At 29.7% G+C, this 21,947-nt stretch carries 14 protein-coding genes and 5 tRNA genes; 6 read left to right on the plus strand and 13 right to left on the minus strand.

Going from position 1 to position 21,947, the window contains the following annotated elements:
- Positions 1 to 15: 15 nt before the first annotated feature.
- The 6 genes from mip to IM807_RS01525 all read left to right on the plus strand — a co-directional run bounded on the left by mip (position 16) and on the right by IM807_RS01525 (position 12,291).
- Complete coding sequence (mip, locus tag IM807_RS04245) at positions 16 to 2,496, plus strand: Ig-specific serine endopeptidase MIP (protein WP_196362806.1); 2,481 nt, start codon at positions 16 to 18, stop codon at positions 2,494 to 2,496.
- A gap of 306 nt (positions 2,497 to 2,802) precedes the next feature.
- Positions 2,803 to 3,612 (plus strand): hypothetical protein, encoded by an 810-nt coding sequence (locus IM807_RS01505; RefSeq protein WP_196362807.1) that lies wholly within the window; start codon positions 2,803 to 2,805, stop codon positions 3,610 to 3,612.
- The gene (locus IM807_RS01510; protein WP_196362808.1) at positions 3,613 to 5,925 is read left to right on the plus strand and encodes an ATP-binding cassette domain-containing protein; all 2,313 of its coding nucleotides are present in this window, start codon (positions 3,613 to 3,615) and stop codon (positions 5,923 to 5,925) included.
- Positions 5,926 to 6,006: 81 nt separating this feature from the next.
- A complete protein-coding gene (locus tag IM807_RS01515; protein ID WP_196362809.1) occupies positions 6,007 to 7,962 on the plus strand; it encodes an ABC transporter ATP-binding protein in 1,956 nt (651 codons plus the stop codon).
- A 913-nt stretch (positions 7,963 to 8,875) separates the two neighbouring features.
- Positions 8,876 to 11,761, plus strand: coding sequence for a preprotein translocase subunit SecA (gene secA, locus IM807_RS01520; protein WP_230861157.1), 2,886 nt, complete (start codon positions 8,876 to 8,878; stop codon positions 11,759 to 11,761).
- A gap of 53 nt (positions 11,762 to 11,814) precedes the next feature.
- On the plus strand, positions 11,815 to 12,291 hold the full coding sequence (locus tag IM807_RS01525; RefSeq protein ID WP_196362810.1) for a hypothetical protein: 477 nt from the start codon (positions 11,815 to 11,817) through the stop codon (positions 12,289 to 12,291).
- A 179-nt stretch (positions 12,292 to 12,470) separates the two neighbouring features.
- On the opposite strand, the gene IM807_RS01530 is transcribed toward IM807_RS01525, so the two are convergent.
- From IM807_RS01530 to rpmF, 13 genes are all read right to left on the minus strand, one after another.
- Complete coding sequence (locus IM807_RS01530) at positions 12,471 to 13,382, minus strand: aromatic motif membrane protein (protein ID WP_196362811.1); 912 nt, start codon at positions 13,380 to 13,382, stop codon at positions 12,471 to 12,473.
- A gap of 8 nt (positions 13,383 to 13,390) precedes the next feature.
- The gene (locus tag IM807_RS04250) at positions 13,391 to 15,388 is read right to left on the minus strand and encodes an aromatic motif membrane protein (RefSeq protein ID WP_196362812.1); all 1,998 of its coding nucleotides are present in this window, start codon (positions 15,386 to 15,388) and stop codon (positions 13,391 to 13,393) included.
- 3 nt (positions 15,389 to 15,391) lie between these two features.
- On the minus strand, positions 15,392 to 16,108 hold the full coding sequence (locus IM807_RS01540; protein WP_196362813.1) for an ABC transporter ATP-binding protein: 717 nt from the start codon (positions 16,106 to 16,108) through the stop codon (positions 15,392 to 15,394).
- A gap of 1 nt (position 16,109) precedes the next feature.
- Positions 16,110 to 17,792: an ABC transporter permease gene (locus IM807_RS01545; protein WP_230861158.1), complete on the minus strand. Its 1,683-nt coding sequence runs from the start codon at positions 17,790 to 17,792 to the stop codon at positions 16,110 to 16,112.
- Between the two features lie 864 nt (positions 17,793 to 18,656).
- Positions 18,657 to 19,502, minus strand: a complete 846-nt coding sequence (locus IM807_RS01550; protein WP_196362814.1) for an FAD synthase — start codon at positions 19,500 to 19,502, stop codon at positions 18,657 to 18,659.
- A gap of 1 nt (position 19,503) precedes the next feature.
- Positions 19,504 to 20,313 carry a YcsE-related riboflavin metabolism phosphatase gene (locus tag IM807_RS01555; protein WP_196362815.1) on the minus strand — a complete coding sequence of 270 codons (810 nt, stop codon included), beginning with the start codon at positions 20,311 to 20,313 and terminating at the stop codon, positions 19,504 to 19,506.
- A 13-nt stretch (positions 20,314 to 20,326) separates the two neighbouring features.
- Positions 20,327 to 21,175: a tRNA pseudouridine(55) synthase TruB gene (truB, locus tag IM807_RS01560; protein ID WP_196362816.1), complete on the minus strand. Its 849-nt coding sequence runs from the start codon at positions 21,173 to 21,175 to the stop codon at positions 20,327 to 20,329.
- Positions 21,176 to 21,230: 55 nt separating this feature from the next.
- A tRNA-Leu gene (locus tag IM807_RS01565) sits at positions 21,231 to 21,314 on the minus strand.
- Positions 21,315 to 21,331: 17 nt separating this feature from the next.
- Positions 21,332 to 21,408 (minus strand) — tRNA-Thr (locus IM807_RS01570).
- Between the two features lie 4 nt (positions 21,409 to 21,412).
- Positions 21,413 to 21,488: transfer RNA gene (locus IM807_RS01575), tRNA-Val, on the minus strand.
- Between the two features lie 9 nt (positions 21,489 to 21,497).
- Positions 21,498 to 21,573: transfer RNA gene (locus tag IM807_RS01580), tRNA-Glu, on the minus strand.
- A 4-nt stretch (positions 21,574 to 21,577) separates the two neighbouring features.
- A tRNA-Asn gene (locus IM807_RS01585) sits at positions 21,578 to 21,652 on the minus strand.
- A gap of 72 nt (positions 21,653 to 21,724) precedes the next feature.
- Entirely contained in the window at positions 21,725 to 21,922 is a 198-nt protein-coding gene (rpmF, locus tag IM807_RS01590; protein WP_196362817.1) for a 50S ribosomal protein L32, read from the minus strand.
- Between the last annotated feature and the right edge of the window lie 25 nt (positions 21,923 to 21,947).

Raw genomic sequence — 21,947 nt, forward strand, 5'->3', positions numbered from 1 at the left:
TTTTAGAGGTAATATATGAAGAAAAGAGATTTTTTAATGAAAAACAAAGCAATTTTTTTGCTTATGGGTCTTAGTTTTAGTAGTTTTGTATTTTTTTCATGTGGTGCAAAAACTGAGTTTAGTGGCAATAAAAATGATGAGAAAGCTAAGTCAGAAAATCAAGCAAGCACTGATGAAAATAGCGCAAAATTTGATGAAAATACCAAAAAATCTTTAGAAAATCAGGTAAATGCCTCTTATTCAAGTTTTGAAAGTGTTCCTTCTGAAGCAACCTACCAAGATTTTTCCAAAAAACTGGATGAAATTAAAGCTTCTTTACCTAAGCTTTTTCAGAATCCTGATTTAGAACAAAAGCAAAATGATTGGGATAATGCCAAAAAAACCTTAGATACTCAAGTTCAAAAAAATGGCTATAAAACTGATAATTTAACGAAACTAATTATTGGCTCTTTTCTTGATGTTTTAAAACCTGTTGCAAAAAAACAGCAATTACCACCACAAAAAGCCCCTGAAATACCAGAAGCTAAGGTTAATGAATATTATAAAAAATTAAGCGAAATTGCCCCTAAAGGTCAAAATTGATCAATTATAAGGGATGGAAAAAGAATTGTTGAAGATCAATATAAATATGATTTCCCTGATCATGAATGAAGGTATTTTCTTGAAAAATATGGCGGCGGTGGCGCTAAAGTTATTGGTCTTGATGACCCTGATGGGCTTGCTGATTATCCGCTTGGAAACACAAAAAAATTACCTGAAAATTTGAAATCAATAATTGATAACAAAGCAAAGGAATCAGGCCAACCTTTGTATGATAATGCAGCTCAACGTACCTTTGTGTTGCCAAAATATGACAATTCTGGTTCAATTTCTGGTATTGATATCCCTGAATATCATAAGGGAGACACATCTCCTGCAATTCATCTTGACCCACAAACAGGAGCGCTTTTGCGTGGTGGGCCTGGAAGAGTTGGGTTACCACGAATGTTACCAAATAATGAATACAAAAATTTAACCAAAAGTGCAATTTCGGTTACATTCAGAAATGGTCAATATCTAAAAACCCATGATGGAAAAGAAGGTGTGCCTGATTATTTGCCACCTACTGAAGTTGTTCATTTTAGTGGTACTCACCGAGGAACTTTAAATATTATTGACTATAAAAAAGAAAATGATGGAAAATATCCATTAACTTGATATTTTATCACTAACGCCCATGTGTTAAATAGACTTCAGGTGGCAAATGATTATCACAGCGGTAAAATTTATGGGCGAGACGATGATGCCTACAATACGCATAATCGCCAATATAATACTTGAGATATTCAACTTACAAAAATCAAAAGCTCAGTCGAGCTAAATAATGTAATGACAACAACTGGTGAACCAAGAAAGGATACTTACTATGATACTGTTTCTGTTAGTGTTCGAACAAAATCAAATGTTCACAATGCAGGAAAAAAATTAAAATCTGATAATAATTTTCAAGTTGAGGAGGATAAATTAAATAATAACAATGCAATTTCCCCAACTGATGAATTAAATGCAAAAACAATTGTTTTTGGAACTAATGTTTTTAATGAAAGTCCAGGAAACTTTACAGAACAACAAAAATATAAAAATATTCAAGAATTCCTTGATTTTGCTATCATGGAGTTAACTTTTGACAATGAAGAGCAGGCAAAAAAAATTACCAAAGAATGATATGACGAGCATCAGGATACAAAAACCAATGATAAATCAACTGCAATTACTTCAGATGCTGATTTTTTACAAAAAGATCAATATGAAAAACTACCCGCAAATCAATTTTATGGTTTAGGATTCCCACTTTCTGAAGCAGAATTAAAAACCACATTAGATGAATTTAAGAACAAAAATGCTTGACAAACAAGAAAATATAGCGTAAGCCCATATGTAAATAAGGATAATGAGCTTTATTTTAACCAGGATCCACAAAATGAAAAACTAAAAAATGGTGGTGATCTTGCTTGATCAAGATCCTATCGATCCTTTGTTAATAAACCAGGATTAACTGATATTTTTATTTCGGTTCCATTTGTAAGTAATGGTCTTATTAGAGTTACTAAATTTGACAGTTCAAAAAAAGAATTCACAACTATCCCCTATTTATTTTGAGGCTTAGGCACTTTACTTGATAATTTCACAGGTGGTGGTGGAATGTCAGGAACTGGAATATACAAGGATAAAAAGCTTTATTCACTTGTTTTTGCTACAGATTTAAGGGCATCAACTGCTGTTAGTTTAAACTTAAGATCATATGGAAATGATTACAAAGGTTATTATGGTAGCTACAATTTACCAAAATATGACCTAATTTATGGTTCAAAACACCAAAGAAAATCCTATTTTCAAGCAATGCAAGAACTTTATAAAGAAAAAAATGTAAAAACATATTTGTTCCCGAATGGTTTTGATGATTCGCAAAAAGTTGATGTCTTTGGCGATTGAAATTCAAGCACAAGTTCTAGTTAATTTTTTACATTTTCCTACATGTTAAAATTTGTAGGAAAATGTGTTTAAGTAAGGAAAAAAATTGTTCCCTTCAAAGTAAATCCAACATTAGTTTTTGATAGTCTTGGAAGGAAAATAAAATCAAGGCCCGTGATGCCCGTTTGGATAATAGTGAGCTAAAAGATCGTTTTAAAGGCGAAGTTTTCATTCCAAAATCAGAAAAAGCTAATACTTTATTTACAAAAAATTCATTATTACAAAAAATTTAAATAATTATTTTATGCTATAATTTTTATGCTATAATCAGTTATAATTAAAAGGAAATTTATGGTTATTTTAAAATTAAAAAAAGTATTAGGATTTTCACTTGTTAGCCTTGTTCCTCTAACGTTTTTTACTTATACTAATGTGCAAAATAATCATAACAATATAACTCAGAGTTTAAAACCGCAAATGTTTTCATATTATAAAAATTATGACAATAATAAAGAAAATATTTTGCGTAAAATACAAAAATTAAACCGCAATAACAACAATTTTAAATCTTTTTTTTCATTATCTAAAGAAAATAATGTCGGTTATGAATATAAACACAAAGTATTAAAAATTGAACAAGGAGAATTAGAAATCCTTATTGCTGGTTTTAAGAAAATTGTATATTTTGGAGGTTTGTTTTGGCAGGATAAAGCTGCATGAGTAGGGGTATCAGAAATTAAATATGATAAAAAAAATAATTGATCATATTATCATAATCCTAAACCTGAAAATATTAATTTAACCACTCGTGCTTGAATTAGCGGCTTAGCTAGCCCATCTTTTGAAATAAATGGTGAAGCTAAATATAACAGCGGTAATAAAGAATCATTCAGCGCTGGACTTCGAATATCAACAAAAATTGATTTTAATACAAAAGAACTTGTTGACACTTTTGAGAAAAAAAACACCAACAGGTTGGTGATGAATTATCAAGGCACAGGTTGAAATTATAAAATATTTGACTTTGGTCAATACGCAACTGGATTACTAATAGATGACTATGAATATAGTTCTATTGCGACAAATAACCCTCTAATTCCTGACAAAGAAGATGGATATACTTTATTACCATATACTAGCGAAGACGAAAGCGTATTTTAGATGATAAAAATTGAAAATTTAACAAAAAAAATCAATGACAAAATCATTTTTAATAATTTAAATCTAGAAATTCCCTCAAAAACAATCACTTTTATCATTGGCAAATCCGGAATTGGAAAAACAACACTAATTAATTTAATTGCTGGATTTATGAAAAAAGATAGTGGTGAAATCTCCTTTTTTGCCGAAAATGGCACAAAAATTAAAGATCCATTAATTGATGTTGTTTTTCAAAATTTTAATTTAATTGAATCATTATCTATAAAAAATAATATTTTGATAGCTAATCATATTTTAAATCGACAATCTGATGATTCAAGAATAGAAAAAACTGCAAATTTTATTGATATTGAAACTCAAAAATTAGATCAATTAGTAAAAAATTTGTCTGGCGGCGAAAAGCAGCGAGCTGCTTTCTTAAGAAGTTTGTCAAGAGATAGTAGTTTTATTTTACTCGATGAGCCAACTGGAAATTTAGATCATGAAAACTCTATTGCCTTACTTGATTTATTAACAAAAACTTGTAGTGATAAGACAATTTTAATTGTTAGTCATAATTTAGAATTGGCAAAAAAATATGCTCATCAAATTATTAATTTAGAAGATTTATCAGTTGAAGTTATTAAAAATAAAGATCAAATTGAGATAATTTCAAAAAATACAAATTTAAACCAAGTGGCAAATTATGTTTATAAAAAGCCTGGTTTTTTGCAGAAATTTAGAGTTGCTTTATTACTCACACTTGCAGATTTTAGATCAAAAATGGTAAGTTTTTTTATGGTTTTACTAACTTTTTTTGCCCTAATTTTTAGTATTGTAATTTTTGTCAATTTGAATATTTCGGCAAAAAATATTGTCCTAGACAAAGTTACTCAATTAAATTTAGATACAATTCTACTTGGCGAAAAAGATATTTCTGCATTGCCACTAGAAGAAATTGAACAACTTAAAAAAGATAATCCCAAAATAAAATACATTATTCCACGGTATGCTGAGTCAAAAGGTTTTAAATTTTTGTACAATGACAAAATCGCTTTAGAAAACCATATTTTTCAAATTGATGAATCAGATTTTTTCAAAAAAAGATACTCTTTATTTAGCAACGACAAAAATTTTGGCAACCGTTTTATTAAAAATCCTAATGAAGTTATTATCTCAAAAAAATTAGTTAAAGAACTAGGAATTGATAACCCAATTGGCAAAATAATCAAAATTATTAATATCGATATACCAAGCAATGATATAAAATCATTAGATGATTTTTCTGAAACAGCAACAATTGTGGGAACTTTGGACAAACCTTTTGAAGATGGTGTTGATTTTTCAATTGTTCATACTAATAAAATAAAGTCAATTTATGAAAAATTTTACAAAACATTAATAAAAACCCAAGAAAACAATGGTTTTAAAGAATATGAATTTTTACCTAACAATTATTATTCATTAGATTTTGAAAAATACATCACCAGTCGAGGAACAACTGCCGCAATAATTCCTGACAACCAACAAATACAAAAATCTTTTTATGAAAATTTACCTGAAGCCAAATCGATAAATTTAAGTCAAGGCAGGTTGCCGGAAAAATTTAATGAAATTGCAGTTAGTTCAAATGTGACTAGTGAAATAGGTAAGCTTTTAAAAATTAGAAACAATATTAATAGCTTAATTTTTAAGGTTGTTGGAATTTTTGACTCTAAAAATAACGATGAAAATACTATCATTTTTCACCATAACGTTGAAAAATATTCAAAAGAATTACTACCAAGAAGTTTTATGGTTTATTTAGATCAAAATAATCTATATAATAATATACAAGAATTTTTAACAAAATATAACAAACTAGGAGTTAACCGCTATTACAATGTAACCGGAAGCCCTGATGAAATCATGAATCAATTAATTTCTTCTAGATACACTTTATTATTAGTTATTTTTGTTTCAATTGTTATTTTTGGAATAAGTTTATTAATTTTTGTTTCAGCATATGCGGCAAATCTTTCTAATTTTAAGAAAAAATCAATAGGAATTTTAAAATCTCTTGGTGGGAAAACATCGCAAATTTTTTTATATCATTGACTAAATTTGGTAATAATTTCAGTGTTTGTTTTTGTTATAGGTATTATATTTTCAGTTTCTTTAGTGCCTGTAGTTTATCAAGCAATTTCACAACAAAACTGAATTTTTCCGGATTATTCACAAATTAGCATTATTTTTATAATTGTTTGGCTTGCAAGCTTTTTTGTTTTGTCTATAATTTATTTATTAATTTCACATAGAATTTACAAAAAGGACATTGTAACACTATTAAAATAAATTTAAAATGATAGAATTTATAAGTTTTTTGGATTAAATTGATACTACAAAATCAAAAAAATTAAATAAATTTGGAATAAGATGATAAAAATTGAAAATTTAACAAAAAAAATCAATGACAAAATCATTTTTAATAATTTAAATCTAGAAATTCCACCAAAAAAAATTACTTTTGTTATTGGTAAATCCGGAATTGGAAAAACAACACTAATTAATTTAATTGCTGGATTTATGAAAAAAGATAGCGGGAAAATTACCTTTTTTGACCAAAAAGGCACAGAAATTAAGGATCCATTAATTGATGTTGTTTTTCAAGACTTCAATTTAATCAATAATATTTCATCAAAAAACAACATTTTAATTGGAAATAACATAATAAACAGAATTTTTGATCAAAAAGATCTAGAAAAAAAAGCTAATTATATATCGATTAAAAATCAGCAATTAAATCAGGCAGTAAATAGTTTATCTGGTGGTGAAAAACAAAGAATTGCAATTTTACGCTCACTTTCACGAGATTGCGATTTTATTTTGCTTGATGAACCAACAGGAAATTTAGATTTTGAAAATGGGGATTACGTATTTAAAAATCTAGAAAATATTGCCAAAAATAAAACGATACTAGTAGTTAGTCATAATTTAGAATTCGCAAGAAAATATGCTGATAAAATTGTTTATATTGAAAAAGAAGGAATCAGACAGGAAAATTTTGAAAAAACAGAACAAAATTCAGTGGCAAACACTGAAAAAGATGGCAATTCTGTTGTTTTAAATAATTCTCCAAATTCCAAGATTTCAAAAATTAAGCAAGAATTAAAAACAGCTTTTTTGCTTACAGTAGTAGACTATAAATCAAAATTTTTCTCAACAATTTTGTTTGCCATACTTTTTCTTGCCAGCTTTTTTGGCACTTTATTATTCGGCACTCTAAATTTAAACATTTCCACTGCAAATTATCTGAAAGTTAGTGAATACCAACTCGATTCGGTTGTAATTGCTAAAAAAACAGAAAATGAATTTAGCAACGGTTTTACAGAAAATGAAATTAGTAAAATTAAGGACAAAAATAAGACTATAAATAAAATTGCCCCTTTTTTTACTCTGCCTTTTTTAAATTTTGAATATAATAGCAAAAAAGAATTTGCAATTCCCATTGATTACATCGATGAAACTGCATTTTTTAAAAATAGGTTTAATTTTGATGGGAAAATTTTAGTTGGAAGACCAATTAAAAATGAAGATGAAATTATAATTTCAAAAACATTGGCTACAAAATTAAATATTCAAGAACCAAAAGAACAGAAAATTTCTGTTTTTAGTGGCAATAAAATTATAAAAACGGTAAAAGTTGTTGGAATAAACAGTTCTGTAACTTCAAAAAAGTTAAATTTAACTTTTTTGCATTATAAATTAGGCGAAAATATTGGATTAGAACTAAAAAATAAAACAAAAATCGATAACTCTGAAACTGCACAAGTTAAAAAAATTCAGCCGTTGCTTTTAAAATTATATTTCAAACATGAAAATTTAGTAAAAAATATCGAAAATTTTACTAAAAACAACTCTGAATATCGAGCTGACTCCCCGCTAGTAAGTATATCAAAATTAACTATTGATGTTCAAAATCTGGTAGTTATAATTGCCGGAGTAATTTTAATCACTTTTATTGCAATTTTGTTAATACAAATAATTTTTTATTCAAAAAATTTAAGTGATTCAAAAATAAAACTAATAGGAATACTGAAAGCGCTTAGGGCAAAAACCTGGCACATTTTTCTCTATCACTGACTAAATATAATTATAATTTCAGTTTTAATTTTAGTTATTAATTTATCAATTTTTCTTCCTTTAATGCCGAAAATTTATAGCGCAATTGTGGGGCAGGAAGCATTTCTCCCTCCAATTTCGCAAATTGCAGGCATAATTTTTGTAATTTGGATAGTGATGTTTTTTGTAATTTCAACAGTTTATTTATTAATTTCATGGTTTAATTACAAAAAACCTGTCACAAAATTGTTGAAATTTGATCAAAATTAGTATATTAATTTCAGACACATAAATAAAGGTGTGTCAAAATGAAACAATATAAATTCACATTTGAATAGAAAATTAAATACATTAAAATTACTGAATTTCAAGGGTTACAAATTGTAATTTTGCATGTGTATGGAAATAATTTAATATAAAATTTACAATAGAAACTTTATAATAATAGTATGAAAAGTTTGATAAGCGCTTGTGAGAAAAGCGTTGAAAAACAGGTATTTTCTTTAAAATTAAATCACAAAAACAATTAAAAAAGTGGAAAAATTTAAGAAAAACCTTCATCTTTCCACTCAAAATTTGTCATTTTTCAAGCAAATTTTGGCAAAATTAATTTTAAAAAAATATAGAAAAACCAAAAAAGACTCTAATTTCTGATGTTTTTTTGGTTTAAATTAAAATATAAGATTTAGGATTTTGCAACTTTGTCAACGGAAATTTTCTTTTTGAACAAAACTAGCAATTTTGTTTTTAATCGTAGGCAAAATTGCTAGTTTTGTATTTTGAATAGCAAAATTTTGTGAAAACTTTGCATTTTTTTTCTTGGTCTCTAACCAAAAAGGGAATTAAAGTGAGACTAGTTAGGAAAAGTGATTTGACAAGATTTTTTTTAGAGATCATTTTTAACTGATTGATTACTTAATACAATCAATAGAAAGAGCAAAAAGGTGTTTTTCGGGAGTTTTAACACAAAACAACCTTCCTTTTGAACTATATTTTTAATTACATAACAAAAAAATTAAAAATTACCAGCTAAAGACCTTATTTTTTGGCAAGGTTTTTGCCAAAAAAGGAGTGTTAAAAGTGCAAAAACGCCTCCATTTTTTTGCAAATTTTTCCTTTGTTTTTCCAACAAATTTGGTATAATTTTTAAGATATTTTGTAAATAAAGCCGGGGGTGCGCGCGATGATAAAGTCATTGTTGAAATTTTTTAAGACATCGTCGGAAATGCGCCTTGCTTACCGGCTTTTGCATCAGATTAACCAAAAACGCAGTTTTTACGCAGCAATGACCGATCAGGATCTTGCAAATCAAACTGTTGTTTTAAAACAGCGCCTTGAAAATGGCGCGAAATTGAAAGACATTCGTGTTGATGCTTTTGCGGTTGCCCGTGAGGCCACCAAAAGAATTTTAGGAAAAAATCCTTATGATGTACAGATTCTTGGTGGCCTAATTCTTGACATGGGTTCGGTTGCCGAGATGAAAACCGGCGAGGGGAAAACAATTGCTTCAATTGCGCCGGTCTATCTTAATGCACTTTTAGGCCAAGGTGTTATTGTTTCAACGATCAACGAGTACCTTGCCCAGCGTGATGCCGCTGACAACGGTAAGGTATACAATTTTTTGGGACTTTCTGTTGGTATTAACAAAGCTGATATGGATGCTAATACCAAGCGGATGATGTATAATGCCGACATCACTTATTCAGTCCACTCAGAACTTGGATTTGACTATTTACGTGACAACATGGTTTTTTCAACGCAAGAAAAAGTGCAGCGGGGTTTGAATTTTTGTCTAATTGATGAGATTGATTCAATTTTAATTGACGAGGCCAAAACACCTTTGATCATCAGTGGTGGAAAAAATAACTCACCAACTCAATATCTTGCTGCCAATCAGTTTGTCAACACCCTTATTGATGCCGATTTTTACATTGATCATGAAACAAAAGGGATCAAATTGAATGACCAAGGCATCGACAAAGCCAACATTTTTTTTGGCGTGCAAAATCTCTATGAAATCAACAATTCTGAATTAGTTCACCGAATTCAGAATGCTCTTCGAGCAAACAAGGTGATGAAGAAAGATGTTGAATATATTGTTCAGAACAACAAAATTGAACTTGTTGACCAATTTACTGGTCGAATCATGGTTGGTCGTTCTTATTCAGAAGGCCTCCAACAGGCACTTCAAGCAAAAGAAGGTCTGGAAATTGAGCCAGAAACAAAAACTTTAGCCACAATTACTTACCAAAATTTCTTTCGCCTTTTTAAAAAATTATCAGGAATGACTGGAACCGCTAAAACTGAAGAACAAGAATTCATTGATGTTTACAACATGCGTGTTAATGTAATTCCAACCAACAAACCGATGGTTCGGAAAGACGAAAATGACCAAATTTTTGCCACTTTAGACCAAAAAAACCGAGCAATTATTGATGAAGTTGTTAAAGTCCATTCCACTGGTCAACCAATTTTAATTGGAACCTCACAAGTCGTTGACTCTGAAACTCTTTCGGCAATGTTGCACAGCAAAGGTCTAAATCACACTGTTTTAAATGCCAAACAAAATGAACTTGAAGCTGAAATTATTTCTCGTGCAGGACGGAAAAATGCTATTACAATTGCAACAAACATGGCTGGAAGGGGAACTGACATCATTCTTGAAAGAGATGTAATTGCTCTTGGTGGACTTTATATTTTAGGAACTGATAAAGCAGAGTCACGAAGAATTGATAACCAACTTCGTGGGCGCGCGGGCCGCCAAGGTGATGTCGGTATTTCCCGTTTTTTTATTTCAATTCAAGATCAATTATTGCGCCGTTTTTCCAATTTTGAGCAAATTTTTTCTGCCTATGGAAATTCATTTGGAGCAATTAAGGGGAAATATATCCACTCGGTTTTACTTGCAGCACAAAAAAAAATTGAAGGTTTTAATTTTGACATGCGAAAAACCGTGCTTAGTTATGATGATGTCATTCGTCAGCAACGCGATTTAATCTACACTCAACGTGACATTTTGCTTGAAATTCAGAATTTTGACCACTATATTCGCAAAATGATAATTCGTGCTGTTAACATTATTTTAGGTTATGATTTTATCACTTTGCCCAATCAAGAAATTAATTATAAAAATTTAGTTGATTATTTAAACGACAATCTTTCGCGAAACAGCAAAGTCGACTTTGGTCAATTTGAACTTGAAAATTACCCCTACGAACAATTAAATGATGTTTTAGTCAAAAAATTAGAAGAAATTTACTTTGAAAAATTGCAACCATCATTGAAAGAAAATCTTGGCGAAAACTACTATGAATCAGAGCGCTACATAATTTTATCAACCCTTGACAGCCATTGACAAAATCACATTGATACGATCGATAAACTTCGTTCATCGGCTAATTTAGTGCAATATTCGCAAAAAAATCCTTACCAAATTTTTACTGAAGATGCCACAAAAAAATTCAACATTTTAGTTTTTGAGTCTGCTTATCAAGCAATAATTGCTCTTTTTAACAACACAAATGCTGCTAAAATTGAATACAAAGATGCAATTTTGTCAGACGGAACTGCAATTACATATGCAGCAGATACTCCCCCTGAAATTGTAGAACAAATCATTGCTGCTGGTGAAGAAAGAATTGCCGCTATCCAGCAAGCAGAACTTGAAAAAAGCCCCGAATTTATTGCCAAACAACTTAGCGATCTTGGAATCGAACAGATTGATTTTGGTCCTGATTTTGAACTTTGAAAAGTTGCCAACAACAAGCTTGTTCAATTGAAAACAACTATGTCAGTCACTGAAAAACGTGATTTACTTATCCAAATGAATCAAGAGCAACTTGAAGTTATTGCCGAAAATCCTGACTTTTTGACTCAAAATTCTGATGATGATGATGACCAAATTTCAACTGATTTTGTCAATGTGAGAACAAATCCTGAAAAAATGAGCGAAATTTTGGCTCAAAAAGTAGCTCTAAACCGTGAAAATGACGACAAAATCAGCGATGAAGAAACAAAAATCGCTGATTTTGTTGATCAAAAAAGAGAAACAGATTCAAACTTAGAATAGGAAGAGGGTTTTTTTGTTAATTTAAATAAAAAACTGGAATTTTTTTAGAAAAAATGGCAAAAAGTCTCAAAAATTTATTTTTCGCTGCAAAGACTTGCTATTTTTTAGCAGTTTTTGCTTTTCTAAGTTCAATTTTTGAGACTTTTTTTGCTTATTTTTATCACCAAAATTTATCACTTAGTATTCTTATTGGCTTAACAACTTTCAATTCCAGCGCAATTTTAGCACTAATTTTTGGACCCTTTATCCCGAAATTAGCGCCTATTTATTGGAAAAATAGTTACTTTACTGACAAATTATTTCGAAAAGATGTCTGTGATCTATTTGCTCAAAAAGGGAAAATTTACACTGCATTTTTTGGCTTCTTTTTTTTAATTCTTTTTGTCATCGGCCTTTATTATTTAATTGCTAAAGCAATTGTTGTTTTGAGTTTAGCGCAAAGTATTGCCTGTTTTCTTACATTTTTGACCTCAAAACTACATGTTGATTTGGTTTGTTTGAAAAAAATCAGACAAATTCTAACTAAATAGTATTTGATTTCAGGTACGCCTTTCTTGATGCTTGATATGTATGATTTTTGATACTAATTTAATCAAGAAATCAATGCTTTTTGCTAAAAATTTTTCTTAAAATTATCTCAAACTTAGTGAAAATTCCTTTAGACAAGCAATAATTAAAAAAAATGTGCCCAAACTTAAGTTAATTTCAATTAATTAAAATCAATTAAGGTGTAAAAATACCTTGATCCACCTTGTTTTTCCTCAAAAAATGACTTTTCAGGTTGTGAAACGCTAACACCTTGTTTTCCTGATCGAAAATTTGAAATTACATAGGCATATTCTTGAAGAGGAAATTGCAAACTGTTTTTGTTTAAAAACTTAGGGTAAATACTGATTCAAGGTGACAAAGTCGCGTTAACCTTAATTAATTTGTTGTCTTTGAATTGCTGCTCAAAATTTATTGAAAAAATAAAATTTTCTGAATTCAACAAGTAGAGTTCGTATTCTTTTGTCAAAATTTGATTTTCGGGATTTAAATTTGAATTTTTTAAAACTAGTGCCATGTCCTTAAATTGGTTTGAAATTGGTTGATAAAAACTTGAATTTAGGGCATCTTCCTTTAATTTTAAATTAGAATCCTCATGTAAGATCAAAAATTGATCAGCTTCTTTGATACCGCGGATAAAAATTGACCTTTTGATGTTTGCCAAAAATCAAAGTCAATTATTTTCAAAAAGATTGCCATAAGAATTAAACGCCTGCTGAAATAAAAGTGGATTCGGATTTCCAAGCAGTGAATTGCTAGCCTTTGAATTAATTGTGTTGTAAAAATTTAGCTTGAATTTCAAGTCTTTTTGGTAACTTTCACTATTGATTGCATCCACTTGTTCAATAATTTCCTTGCTTGAATACAAATCAGAATAAATAATTTTTAGGCTCTGTGAAATTACTTCATTTTGAAAAAAATGGTGATAATTATCATTTTTCCTTGTTTCTTGGTCAGTGAAATTATAATATTTTTTGGCTAAAGATTGTTTAAATTGTGTGAAATTTCCACAGCTTACCATTGCTAAACTAGTTAATACTGCGGTCATAAAGGTAAAAAAAATCTTTTTTTTCATAAATTTTCCTATTTATCCTTAAAAATCATCTGTGCTGGATTGTTGTAGCGAAACTTTTTTACAAGCGATTTTTCAAAATCAAAGTAAGATTCTTTTGATGCATGATAAAGTGCCTGGTGAAAAATCTCAGTTAAAATTTTGACAGAGATTTTGTGCTTTGACTTCGGAAAATAGAGTACAAACGGGTTCAAAGTGACTTTTGGTGTTCGTGAAGAAGTGTCAACTTTTAAATTAATCAGCGCATTTTGTTTTAAAATGTACAAATCTTTGTAATTGCTGATGGATTTTGTCGTGTCACCCTCAGAAATTTCTTCAAGAAGGCTATCTGTGATTAATAAATCGTCATTTAGGGGCGCTAATTCCAGAATGCTTTGTTTAAAGGCATCAGAATGACCAACTTTTATTGAACCATCGGTATTGAATTGGTCAGGAAGCAAGAATCAATTGTGAAAATGAAGATTCATTTTTCCAAGTCTTTTTAGAATAAAAAATCAATTTTTGTTAACAAAACTTTTGTATTCATTAAGTGACTCAGCGCTTTTATTTGATTTTTTTAGGTTTTCCTGAATCTTTTTTCACTCATTTTCTAGTTTCTTTAGATTTTCTGCTTTTTCAAACTCATTTAGAAAAGCAACTTTTGCTTTTTCATCATTTGGTCAAATAAAATTAAAAATTGTGTCATAAACGAGGCGATTTTTATACTCTTCTTCAGTTTCAAAAGGAGCTTGAACATCCAGTTTCTTGTCAATAAATTTTTCATATTTTGAAAAATAAAACGATTTTTTTGCTAGCTTTTGCGGTAAAATTACTTCATTTTTTGTGGTTTGTTGCAAATCAATTGAAGTTAAACTGTATTTTTGAAACGGAAAAGGTGACTCAAAACCAGTTGTGTCTGTTGTGATGTCGGTAAAAAAATTAGAAGCTGTAGTATCATTTTTTTCCATTAATAACTTATTTTTAACAGTTTTTTCCAAATTATTAAGATTAGCTTGGTGCTGAGACTCCAAGTTTTTTAATTGATTTTGAAGATCTTTGAGACTATTTGAGTTAGAATTGTCCTGAAAGGCAGTGGTTGAAGCAAGCAAACTTGATGAACCTCGGTTGGTTTTTAGCAAAAACTTTTTTTGTTCTTCAGTACATTTGTCAATATTTTCAAGACTGCAAAAATTTTCTTCATTCTCATCTTCAGCCATGTCGGGATTTTCTAAAAGGTTAATTTTTTGCTGAATTTCATCTCTTTTTTCAACAAAATCATATTCTAATTCTTGTTTTTGTCGCGCAAGTTCCTTTTCAAAATACTCATTTTCCTTGTTGTCAATTCAGTTTTCAAAACTTCTTGCAAATAAAAACTTGTCAGCTGGCTCTTTGTCAAGTACAAATAAATTGTAGTCCAACTTTGTTTTGATTGTGTTTTTATGTTTTACAACAGTAAATCTAATAAATTTAGTTTTTTCAAAAATTAAATAGTAAGTGGTATTTTCATTGTCTGCAACATAATTTTTGACAATTTTGATAAAATCAAAATTTTTATCAAGAATTTTAATATTTTTTAGTGGTGCTTTTTCAACCTTTATTTCATTGGGATTTTTTACAAATCTTGAATGATAAGGGTTAAAAATAAAACCTAATTTGTCAATGTGAGACAACAAAAACAACCAATTTTTTGCCAAATAGGAATGAATAGTGAAATTTGAATTTTGTCTTGTTTGTTGGTATTCATCATAAAACGATGAGATAAAATATGGTCGTGAAAATACTAAAGAATATTTTAATTCAGCACTAACTTTTCCAGGATCAAGTGAATTTTGGTTAATTATGTAGTTATTTTTTGTTGTTTTGTCACCACTGAAAACTGAATCTAACAAATCCTGGATGGACTGATTTTCGACTAATTCCCTATTTTCTTGTTTATTTTCAAATTTATAAAATTGATAAATTGAAGAGCAAGATGCCAAAAAAAGTCCTGTTGTACTCAAAATTGTTGCTAAAATAATTTTTTTAGGCATATTTTAACCCTGTTGATTTTCTAAAATATATTTTTTATACATTGATAATAAATTTTCAGTTTTGGGACCAGAATAATAAATTTTCCCCTTGTGAATTAGAGTTAAGCTATCAATAATTGAGTCAATTTCACTGAGATTATGACTTGACAAAAAGATAGTTTTGCCATCATTTTTCAGTTTTTTGACAATATAAAGAAATTCAGCTCTTGCTGTTGGATCCAAATTAGAAAAAGGTTCATCCAAAATAATTAATTTTGGATCGTGTATCAGTGATTGCATCAGCATAATTTTTCTTTTTTGTCCAGAGGAAAAATTGCTTGGTTTGAGATCGCGAAGATTTTCAATTTTGAGAAATTGAAAATAGTAATCAATTTTTTTAGTAACATTTTTAGCGCTAATTCCGGACATGAGTCCAAATTCATAGAGAAATTCAAAGCTTGTGAATTCACGGGGAAAAATCGAATTTTCCGGAACATAGCCGATAATATTTTTGGCTTCAGGCATAATACTTGCAAAATTATTGATCAAAATTTTGCCTGAAAAGTGTCTATATGCATCAACAATGCACTTAATTATGGTTGTTTTTCCGGCGCCATTTTCGCCAATAAAGGCATGAATTTCGTTTTCATAAACCTTAAAATTAACGTTTTTGATACCACTTTTTGATTTTGGGTAAATTTTTGTTAACTTTTCAACTTCAAGAATTACTTTTTTGTCCATTTTACAAATAATCCCTTCTTGAATAAAATCTGAATGTAAGATATAGCAAAATTGCACTAAAACTTAGTCAAATCAAAGGATAAAGCCACTTTTTGACCACTTGATAATTTTCTTTGACTTCCATAATTTGCAAAGCAGGTTGAAATAAAAAGTTATTACTTTTAGTTAAATTAAAACGATTAATAACTTTTTCATTGACAACTCTTTGTTCAGGGTTGAAACTAGAAAAACCGCCAATTTGGTAGTTTTGTTTGTCAATTTGGACAAAAAAAGCAGCGGGATCATAGTTATTTTTTTCATTTTTAAGAAGTGCATCAAGTATTTTTTCATCCTGCTTGTTAAAGTAAATTCAGTAAATTAGCGCAGCAGCAAGATAAATTTTTCGTTGTGTTTCATTGGCGATTTTGCTTGAATGAACATTTTTTTGGAAAACAGTTGTAGTTTCATCGTCTATTTCCAAAAGTTCCTTATTAGTTGAAATTGCCTCGGAAATCTTCCCTAAAATTATTTTTTGATCGATTTCTTTTGGCAATTTACTAAAGAAATTTATTGCAAAATCATTAAATTTTTGTGACAACAAAATTTCCTTAATAAAATTTCATCGTAATTTTCCAACAAGATCTGAGGAAAGACCAAAAGTTTGTGAATCCTGTGGTAATAAAATGTTGAAATTTCCAGCATTGGTATTGGCATAAATTATTTCACGGTTTTCAAGATTGCTAAAATGAGAGTCATTTTTGAGTGCGCCTGGAACCAAAAAAACACTTTTTCCAGAGGATAATTTGAACTTTTTAAGCCCAGAATTCGGCGATAAAATGTAACTTTTTCCTTTTGAAGCCAAATTGTTGTTGTAAATATAAGGTTGCAAAAAGTTTGGCTTATTTGCGACCGCATTTTCAATTGCATCACGGTCATTTTTTTCAAAAATATTAATAAGTTGGTAAGGAATTAGCAAATATGAAGCAGCTTGCCAAACTTGCGCAGCAGCGGTGCTGTCATTTCAAGCGCTTTGCAAATATTTTATTTGTCGTTCAGTAAAATTTGGATTGTCAACTTGTTTTGGAATGATAAAAAAACGATCTTTTTTATCATTTAAGTAAAATTTTTCAACATCAGCAATCGTTTTTGAATCATAGCCCTCGTGTTCTAAGTTCAAAATTTCTGCAAATCTATTGATAGGTGAAGTTGAACTGAATGCTGAAGAAGAACCAATCAAAATCAAGGGTGAAAATGCAAAAATTGTAATTGAAAGGGATAATTTGGAACTAAATTTGTAACTAATTAATGCTGTAATTGTTCCAAAAATTACAAAAGAAAAAAAAGGTGAAATGAAACCCCAAAGAAAAAGTTTATTCACCTGGTTAAAATATTGATAATTTATTAGGTAAAAAAGTGTCAATAAAATTCAAAGAAAGAATGACCAAAATGCCCCAAAGCAAATTAAAAAAAGAATTTTTGTTGCAATAAAATATTGCCTGGAATAGGGTTTTGTGAAGGTAATAATATCAACACTTTGAGCGCTTAGATCTTTGAAAATTGACAAAAACATGTATGAAGCAATGATGATCGTTAGCGATAAATTTATAAAAAGGTTAATAAATGAAAATAGACTAAAAGTCTTATCAGTTGCATAAAACCTTGTAATTAAAGCCATCATGAATGTTGCAAGAAATGCAAACAACATGAAAACATAGATCGCTTTCTTTTTAAGACTCAGTCTAAATAAAAATCTAAAATAAAAGTTTAATTTAAAAATATTAGTTCTAATTTGTAACAAAATTAGCCTATTCTACTTCCTCTTTTTTAAAAAATTAAAGAGAAAAAATATAAAAGTATGTTAACACAAAAGATGGTTGTAAATTTAAAATTTGACTAAATTTTCAATTAAGTCAAATTTCTAAATGTAATTATAACAAAAAAAATGCCTAAAAAAAAAAAAAACTTTGAAAAAATAAATTAGTAGAAAAAATTCAGACAATTAGTTTTTTAATGATTTTTAAAAAATTCTGAAGAATTAATTTAACTCATATAAAAACCTGGAGTTTTATATGAGTTAAATTAATTTGAAGTCTTGAGTTGTTATGTCTTTAGTAAATGACTTTATTTTTTGATAGGCAACAGTTATATTTTCAAAATTGACCTTCAATATTAATTAATTCTCGCTATAAAATCGCATAAAGCTTTCTGTTTTTGTTTTTTAAATTCTTCAATAACTATCGCAGGATCAATCCCATATCTTCTGAAAACATTTTCCATTATTTCTTGATAAATTCGATGGTTATTTTCAAAAAAATCGTTAATTGTGTATTTCTTTCTTAGTCTACGAGAAGATTTACTTTTCCACAGGCGCTTATTAGAATTTTCATAGCATTATTGAAAAGCTTTTGTTGTCAATTTCGTATTAAATTATTTCCATAAACATGCAAAATTGTAGTTTTATTCCTTGAAATTCAGCAATTTAGATTACTTAATTTTCTGTTAAACTATGAATTTATATTGTTTCATTTCAGACACACTTTCTTGATGTGTCTGAAATGAATATACTAATTTAGTTATTTATTTCCATTTTATTATTATTGAAAAAAATATGAGCTTTTTCAATATCGTCATTATTGAGTTTATCACTTTGTCTTGTGTAAACATATCGGATCTGCAAAGCAATTTCTAAAAATCCTTTTTTTAAAACTATTTGCTCAAAAAAATGAAGTTGACATGTTGATTTTGCAAATTCAATTTGCAAAATCACAGGAAATTTTTGATCTTTTTCAACTTCAATAAAATAACCTAGATAAAATCCGGCAGGTGGCAAAATCAAATCTGGGTTTCAGGAAAACTGCCCTTGGGCGTTTGGTTTTATGGAAACAAGAAAATTTCCAACTAGAATTTGATTTAAATTTGCAAAATCACCAAATTCTAGTAACAATTTTAGTTGCGAAGTAGAAAATTTGTTGCCATTTTTGTCAAAAAGAAGATCAACAATTTTTGTATTTGGCCAAAAATTTTGTAATTTTCGAGCATTATAATCACCATTGTTGCCAAAAACAAAGTTTTTGCCGACAACAAAAAAATTTCCGCCGTAACTAATTAGTTTTTCAACAAATATTTTGCCGCTAAGTTGCCGAAGATCTTGATCAAAATCAATTATTAAAATTTTTTTGATTCCAACATTTGCAACCATTTGTACACGTGCTGCAAGGTCAGTAAAATTTTTACCTTGAGATTTTGGTAATTTTTGTGGATTCATGATTAACATCAAAACAACTTCTGATGTTAATTTTCGGGCAATTTTCAGTAATTCTTGGTGCCCAAGATGAAAAGCTTCGAAACTACCTAAAATGAAAACTGCATTTTTAAAAACTGGTTTTTCCAACGGGTAAAAATAAACCTGAGTCATCCTAGTCAATAATTTTCAATTCCTTGGCTTTGTGATAAACGCCAAATTGCCTAACTGTGAGTGCAAAATCCTTGGCAACTTTTTTTACTTCAGGAATTGCGTTGGCCATCGCGACGCCGTAACCAACATTTGCAACCATTTCGGTGTCATTGTGTGAATCGCCAAAAGCAATAATTTCCTCATTTTTGATTTGGTGCATTTTTGCTAAAACCTGCAAAGTGGTTAATTTGCTTACGTTTTTGGCAACAACAAAAAAACCTAATGACCAACGTGAACTAACTGAAACCTCAAGGTTTTCATCCAAAATAAACTTTTCAAATTCACTTTGAAGGAAAGATTTTGAGTCCTGATTGTCAACAACAGTAAAAATATGGAATTTTTCTTGAAAATTACACTCAGAAAGTGGTTTTACTTTCTTATAAAATGACTTTAGAAAACCAGACAGGGTATCAGGATGATGATTTGAGGTGTAAATCCAGTTTCTATCCATAATTATATAAGGGGTTTTGCGGGAGTCGAAGAATTCAACAACTTGTAATAAATCAATAATTTGGATTGATTTTTCCCAAATTATTGATTTTCTGGAAAAATCATAAATAAAAGCACCATTGGCGCCAATGAAAAAATCAACATTTTTTGCATTGAATAACTGACCAATTGTTATAAAATCTCGACCTGTGACGAAAGTGCTAATGACATTTTTTGCTTTTAATTTGTCAAACAAAAACTGAATTTTTGCAGGAAAATGTTCGCCTCCATGCTCAACAATTGTATTGTCAATGTCAGTCGCAAAAAGTTTAAATTTGTTCATTGTTTTTAAATTTTTATTCTAATTTTTTTAAAAATTTGGCAATTTTTTTGCCAAAAAGTCGCTTGGAAATTAACTTGTTTTGATCAATTTTGCCAAAACCAATCACATCATCTTGAAAAACAAGTGCAATAAAATCATTATTTTTGGCAAAAAAATCAACCTTTTTCCCTTGACTTAGCAGTTGAAGTTGCGCAAAAGTGAGACTAACGGAATCATAATTTAGCAAATTTTTTGCATCAAGGGGGAAATTACAAGAATCAAGATCAAATTTTCCGATTTTAACCCGCTCTAATTCCTTTAAATAAGCCCGGTTTTCCAACATTTTTCCTAGGTCATCAGCTAGAGTTCGAATGTAGGTTCCCCGTGAAACATGCCACTTTATTGTTGCAAGTTGAGATTTAACATCGAAATTAGCCAATTCTCAATGATTAATTTCGATGTTAATCGGCTTTAGATAAACAGTTTTGTTTTCACGAGCAAATTTGTAAGCTGGCTTTCCTGCTAGTTTTTTTGCTGAAAAAATGGGTGGAATTTGACTTCTTTGATTAGCTAAATTTTCAAGAGCAGTTAATAAATCCTTTTTTTCAATAATTTTTGGATTTTTAACAGCAAAAATTTCACTGCCGGCATCAAAACTGTCAGAATAAAATCCAAATTGAACCTTCGCCAAATAAGTTTTAAAATCAGCATCAAGGTAGGATAACAATTTTGTATCCTCGTCGGTTGCAACTAGCAAAAGCCCAGATGCCAATGGGTCAAGAGTGCCAGCGTGTCCAGCTTTTTTGTGGAAATTCTCTCTTGCTCAATTACGAATGAAAGTCGCTGAACTAACATTTTTTGGCTTATATAAAAGGATAATCATTTTTTAAAGATTTTAAAAAAAAAAAAAAAAATCAACACAAAGTTGATCAAGAACCTGGTGCGCAAGAAGGGACTTGAACCCTTACACCCGAAGGCACTAGAGCCTAAATCTAGCGTGTCTGCCATTTCACCACTCGCGCAAATTTGCAAGGTAAACTGGTGCCACTTATAGGAATCGAACCTACGACCTTTCGCTTACAAGGCGACTGCTCTGGCCTGCTGAGCTAAAGTGGCAAAATGGTGGAAGATAAGGGACTTGAACCCCTGACCTTCGCCTTGTAAGGGCGTTGCTCTCCCAACTGAGCTAATCTTCCAAAATAAAATGGTGACCCGTACGGGGTTCGAACCCGTGCATCCATGAATGAAAACCATGTGTGTTAACCGCTTCACCAACGGGCCAAAATGGCGCCGATTGCGGGGATCGAACCTGCGACCAACTGGTTAACAGCCAGCTGCTCTGCCTCTGAGCTAAATCGGCAAAAAAAGGAAGGCAATATATATTATACACTAAAAATGCTTAAATAAAAATTTTTTAAAAAACAAAAAATTTTTATTTATTGTCATTAATTGCCTTGAATGCAACAACACGACGATTTTTGTAAAATCCGCAAAACTGGCAAACATGGTGTTGCTGATACTTGTTAAAACAATTTTTGCAATCAACTAAATTTGGAACTACAAGTAAGTCATGAGTACGACGTTTATGCTTGCGTTGCTTAGAAGTTTTGCGCTTCGGAACTATAGCCATTTTTTTCCTTTCTTTTTTAGTTTTT

The organism is Mycoplasma sp. 'Moose RK', assembly GCF_015708155.1.
GTDB lineage: Bacteria > Bacillota_I > Bacilli_A > Mycoplasmatales > Metamycoplasmataceae > Mesomycoplasma.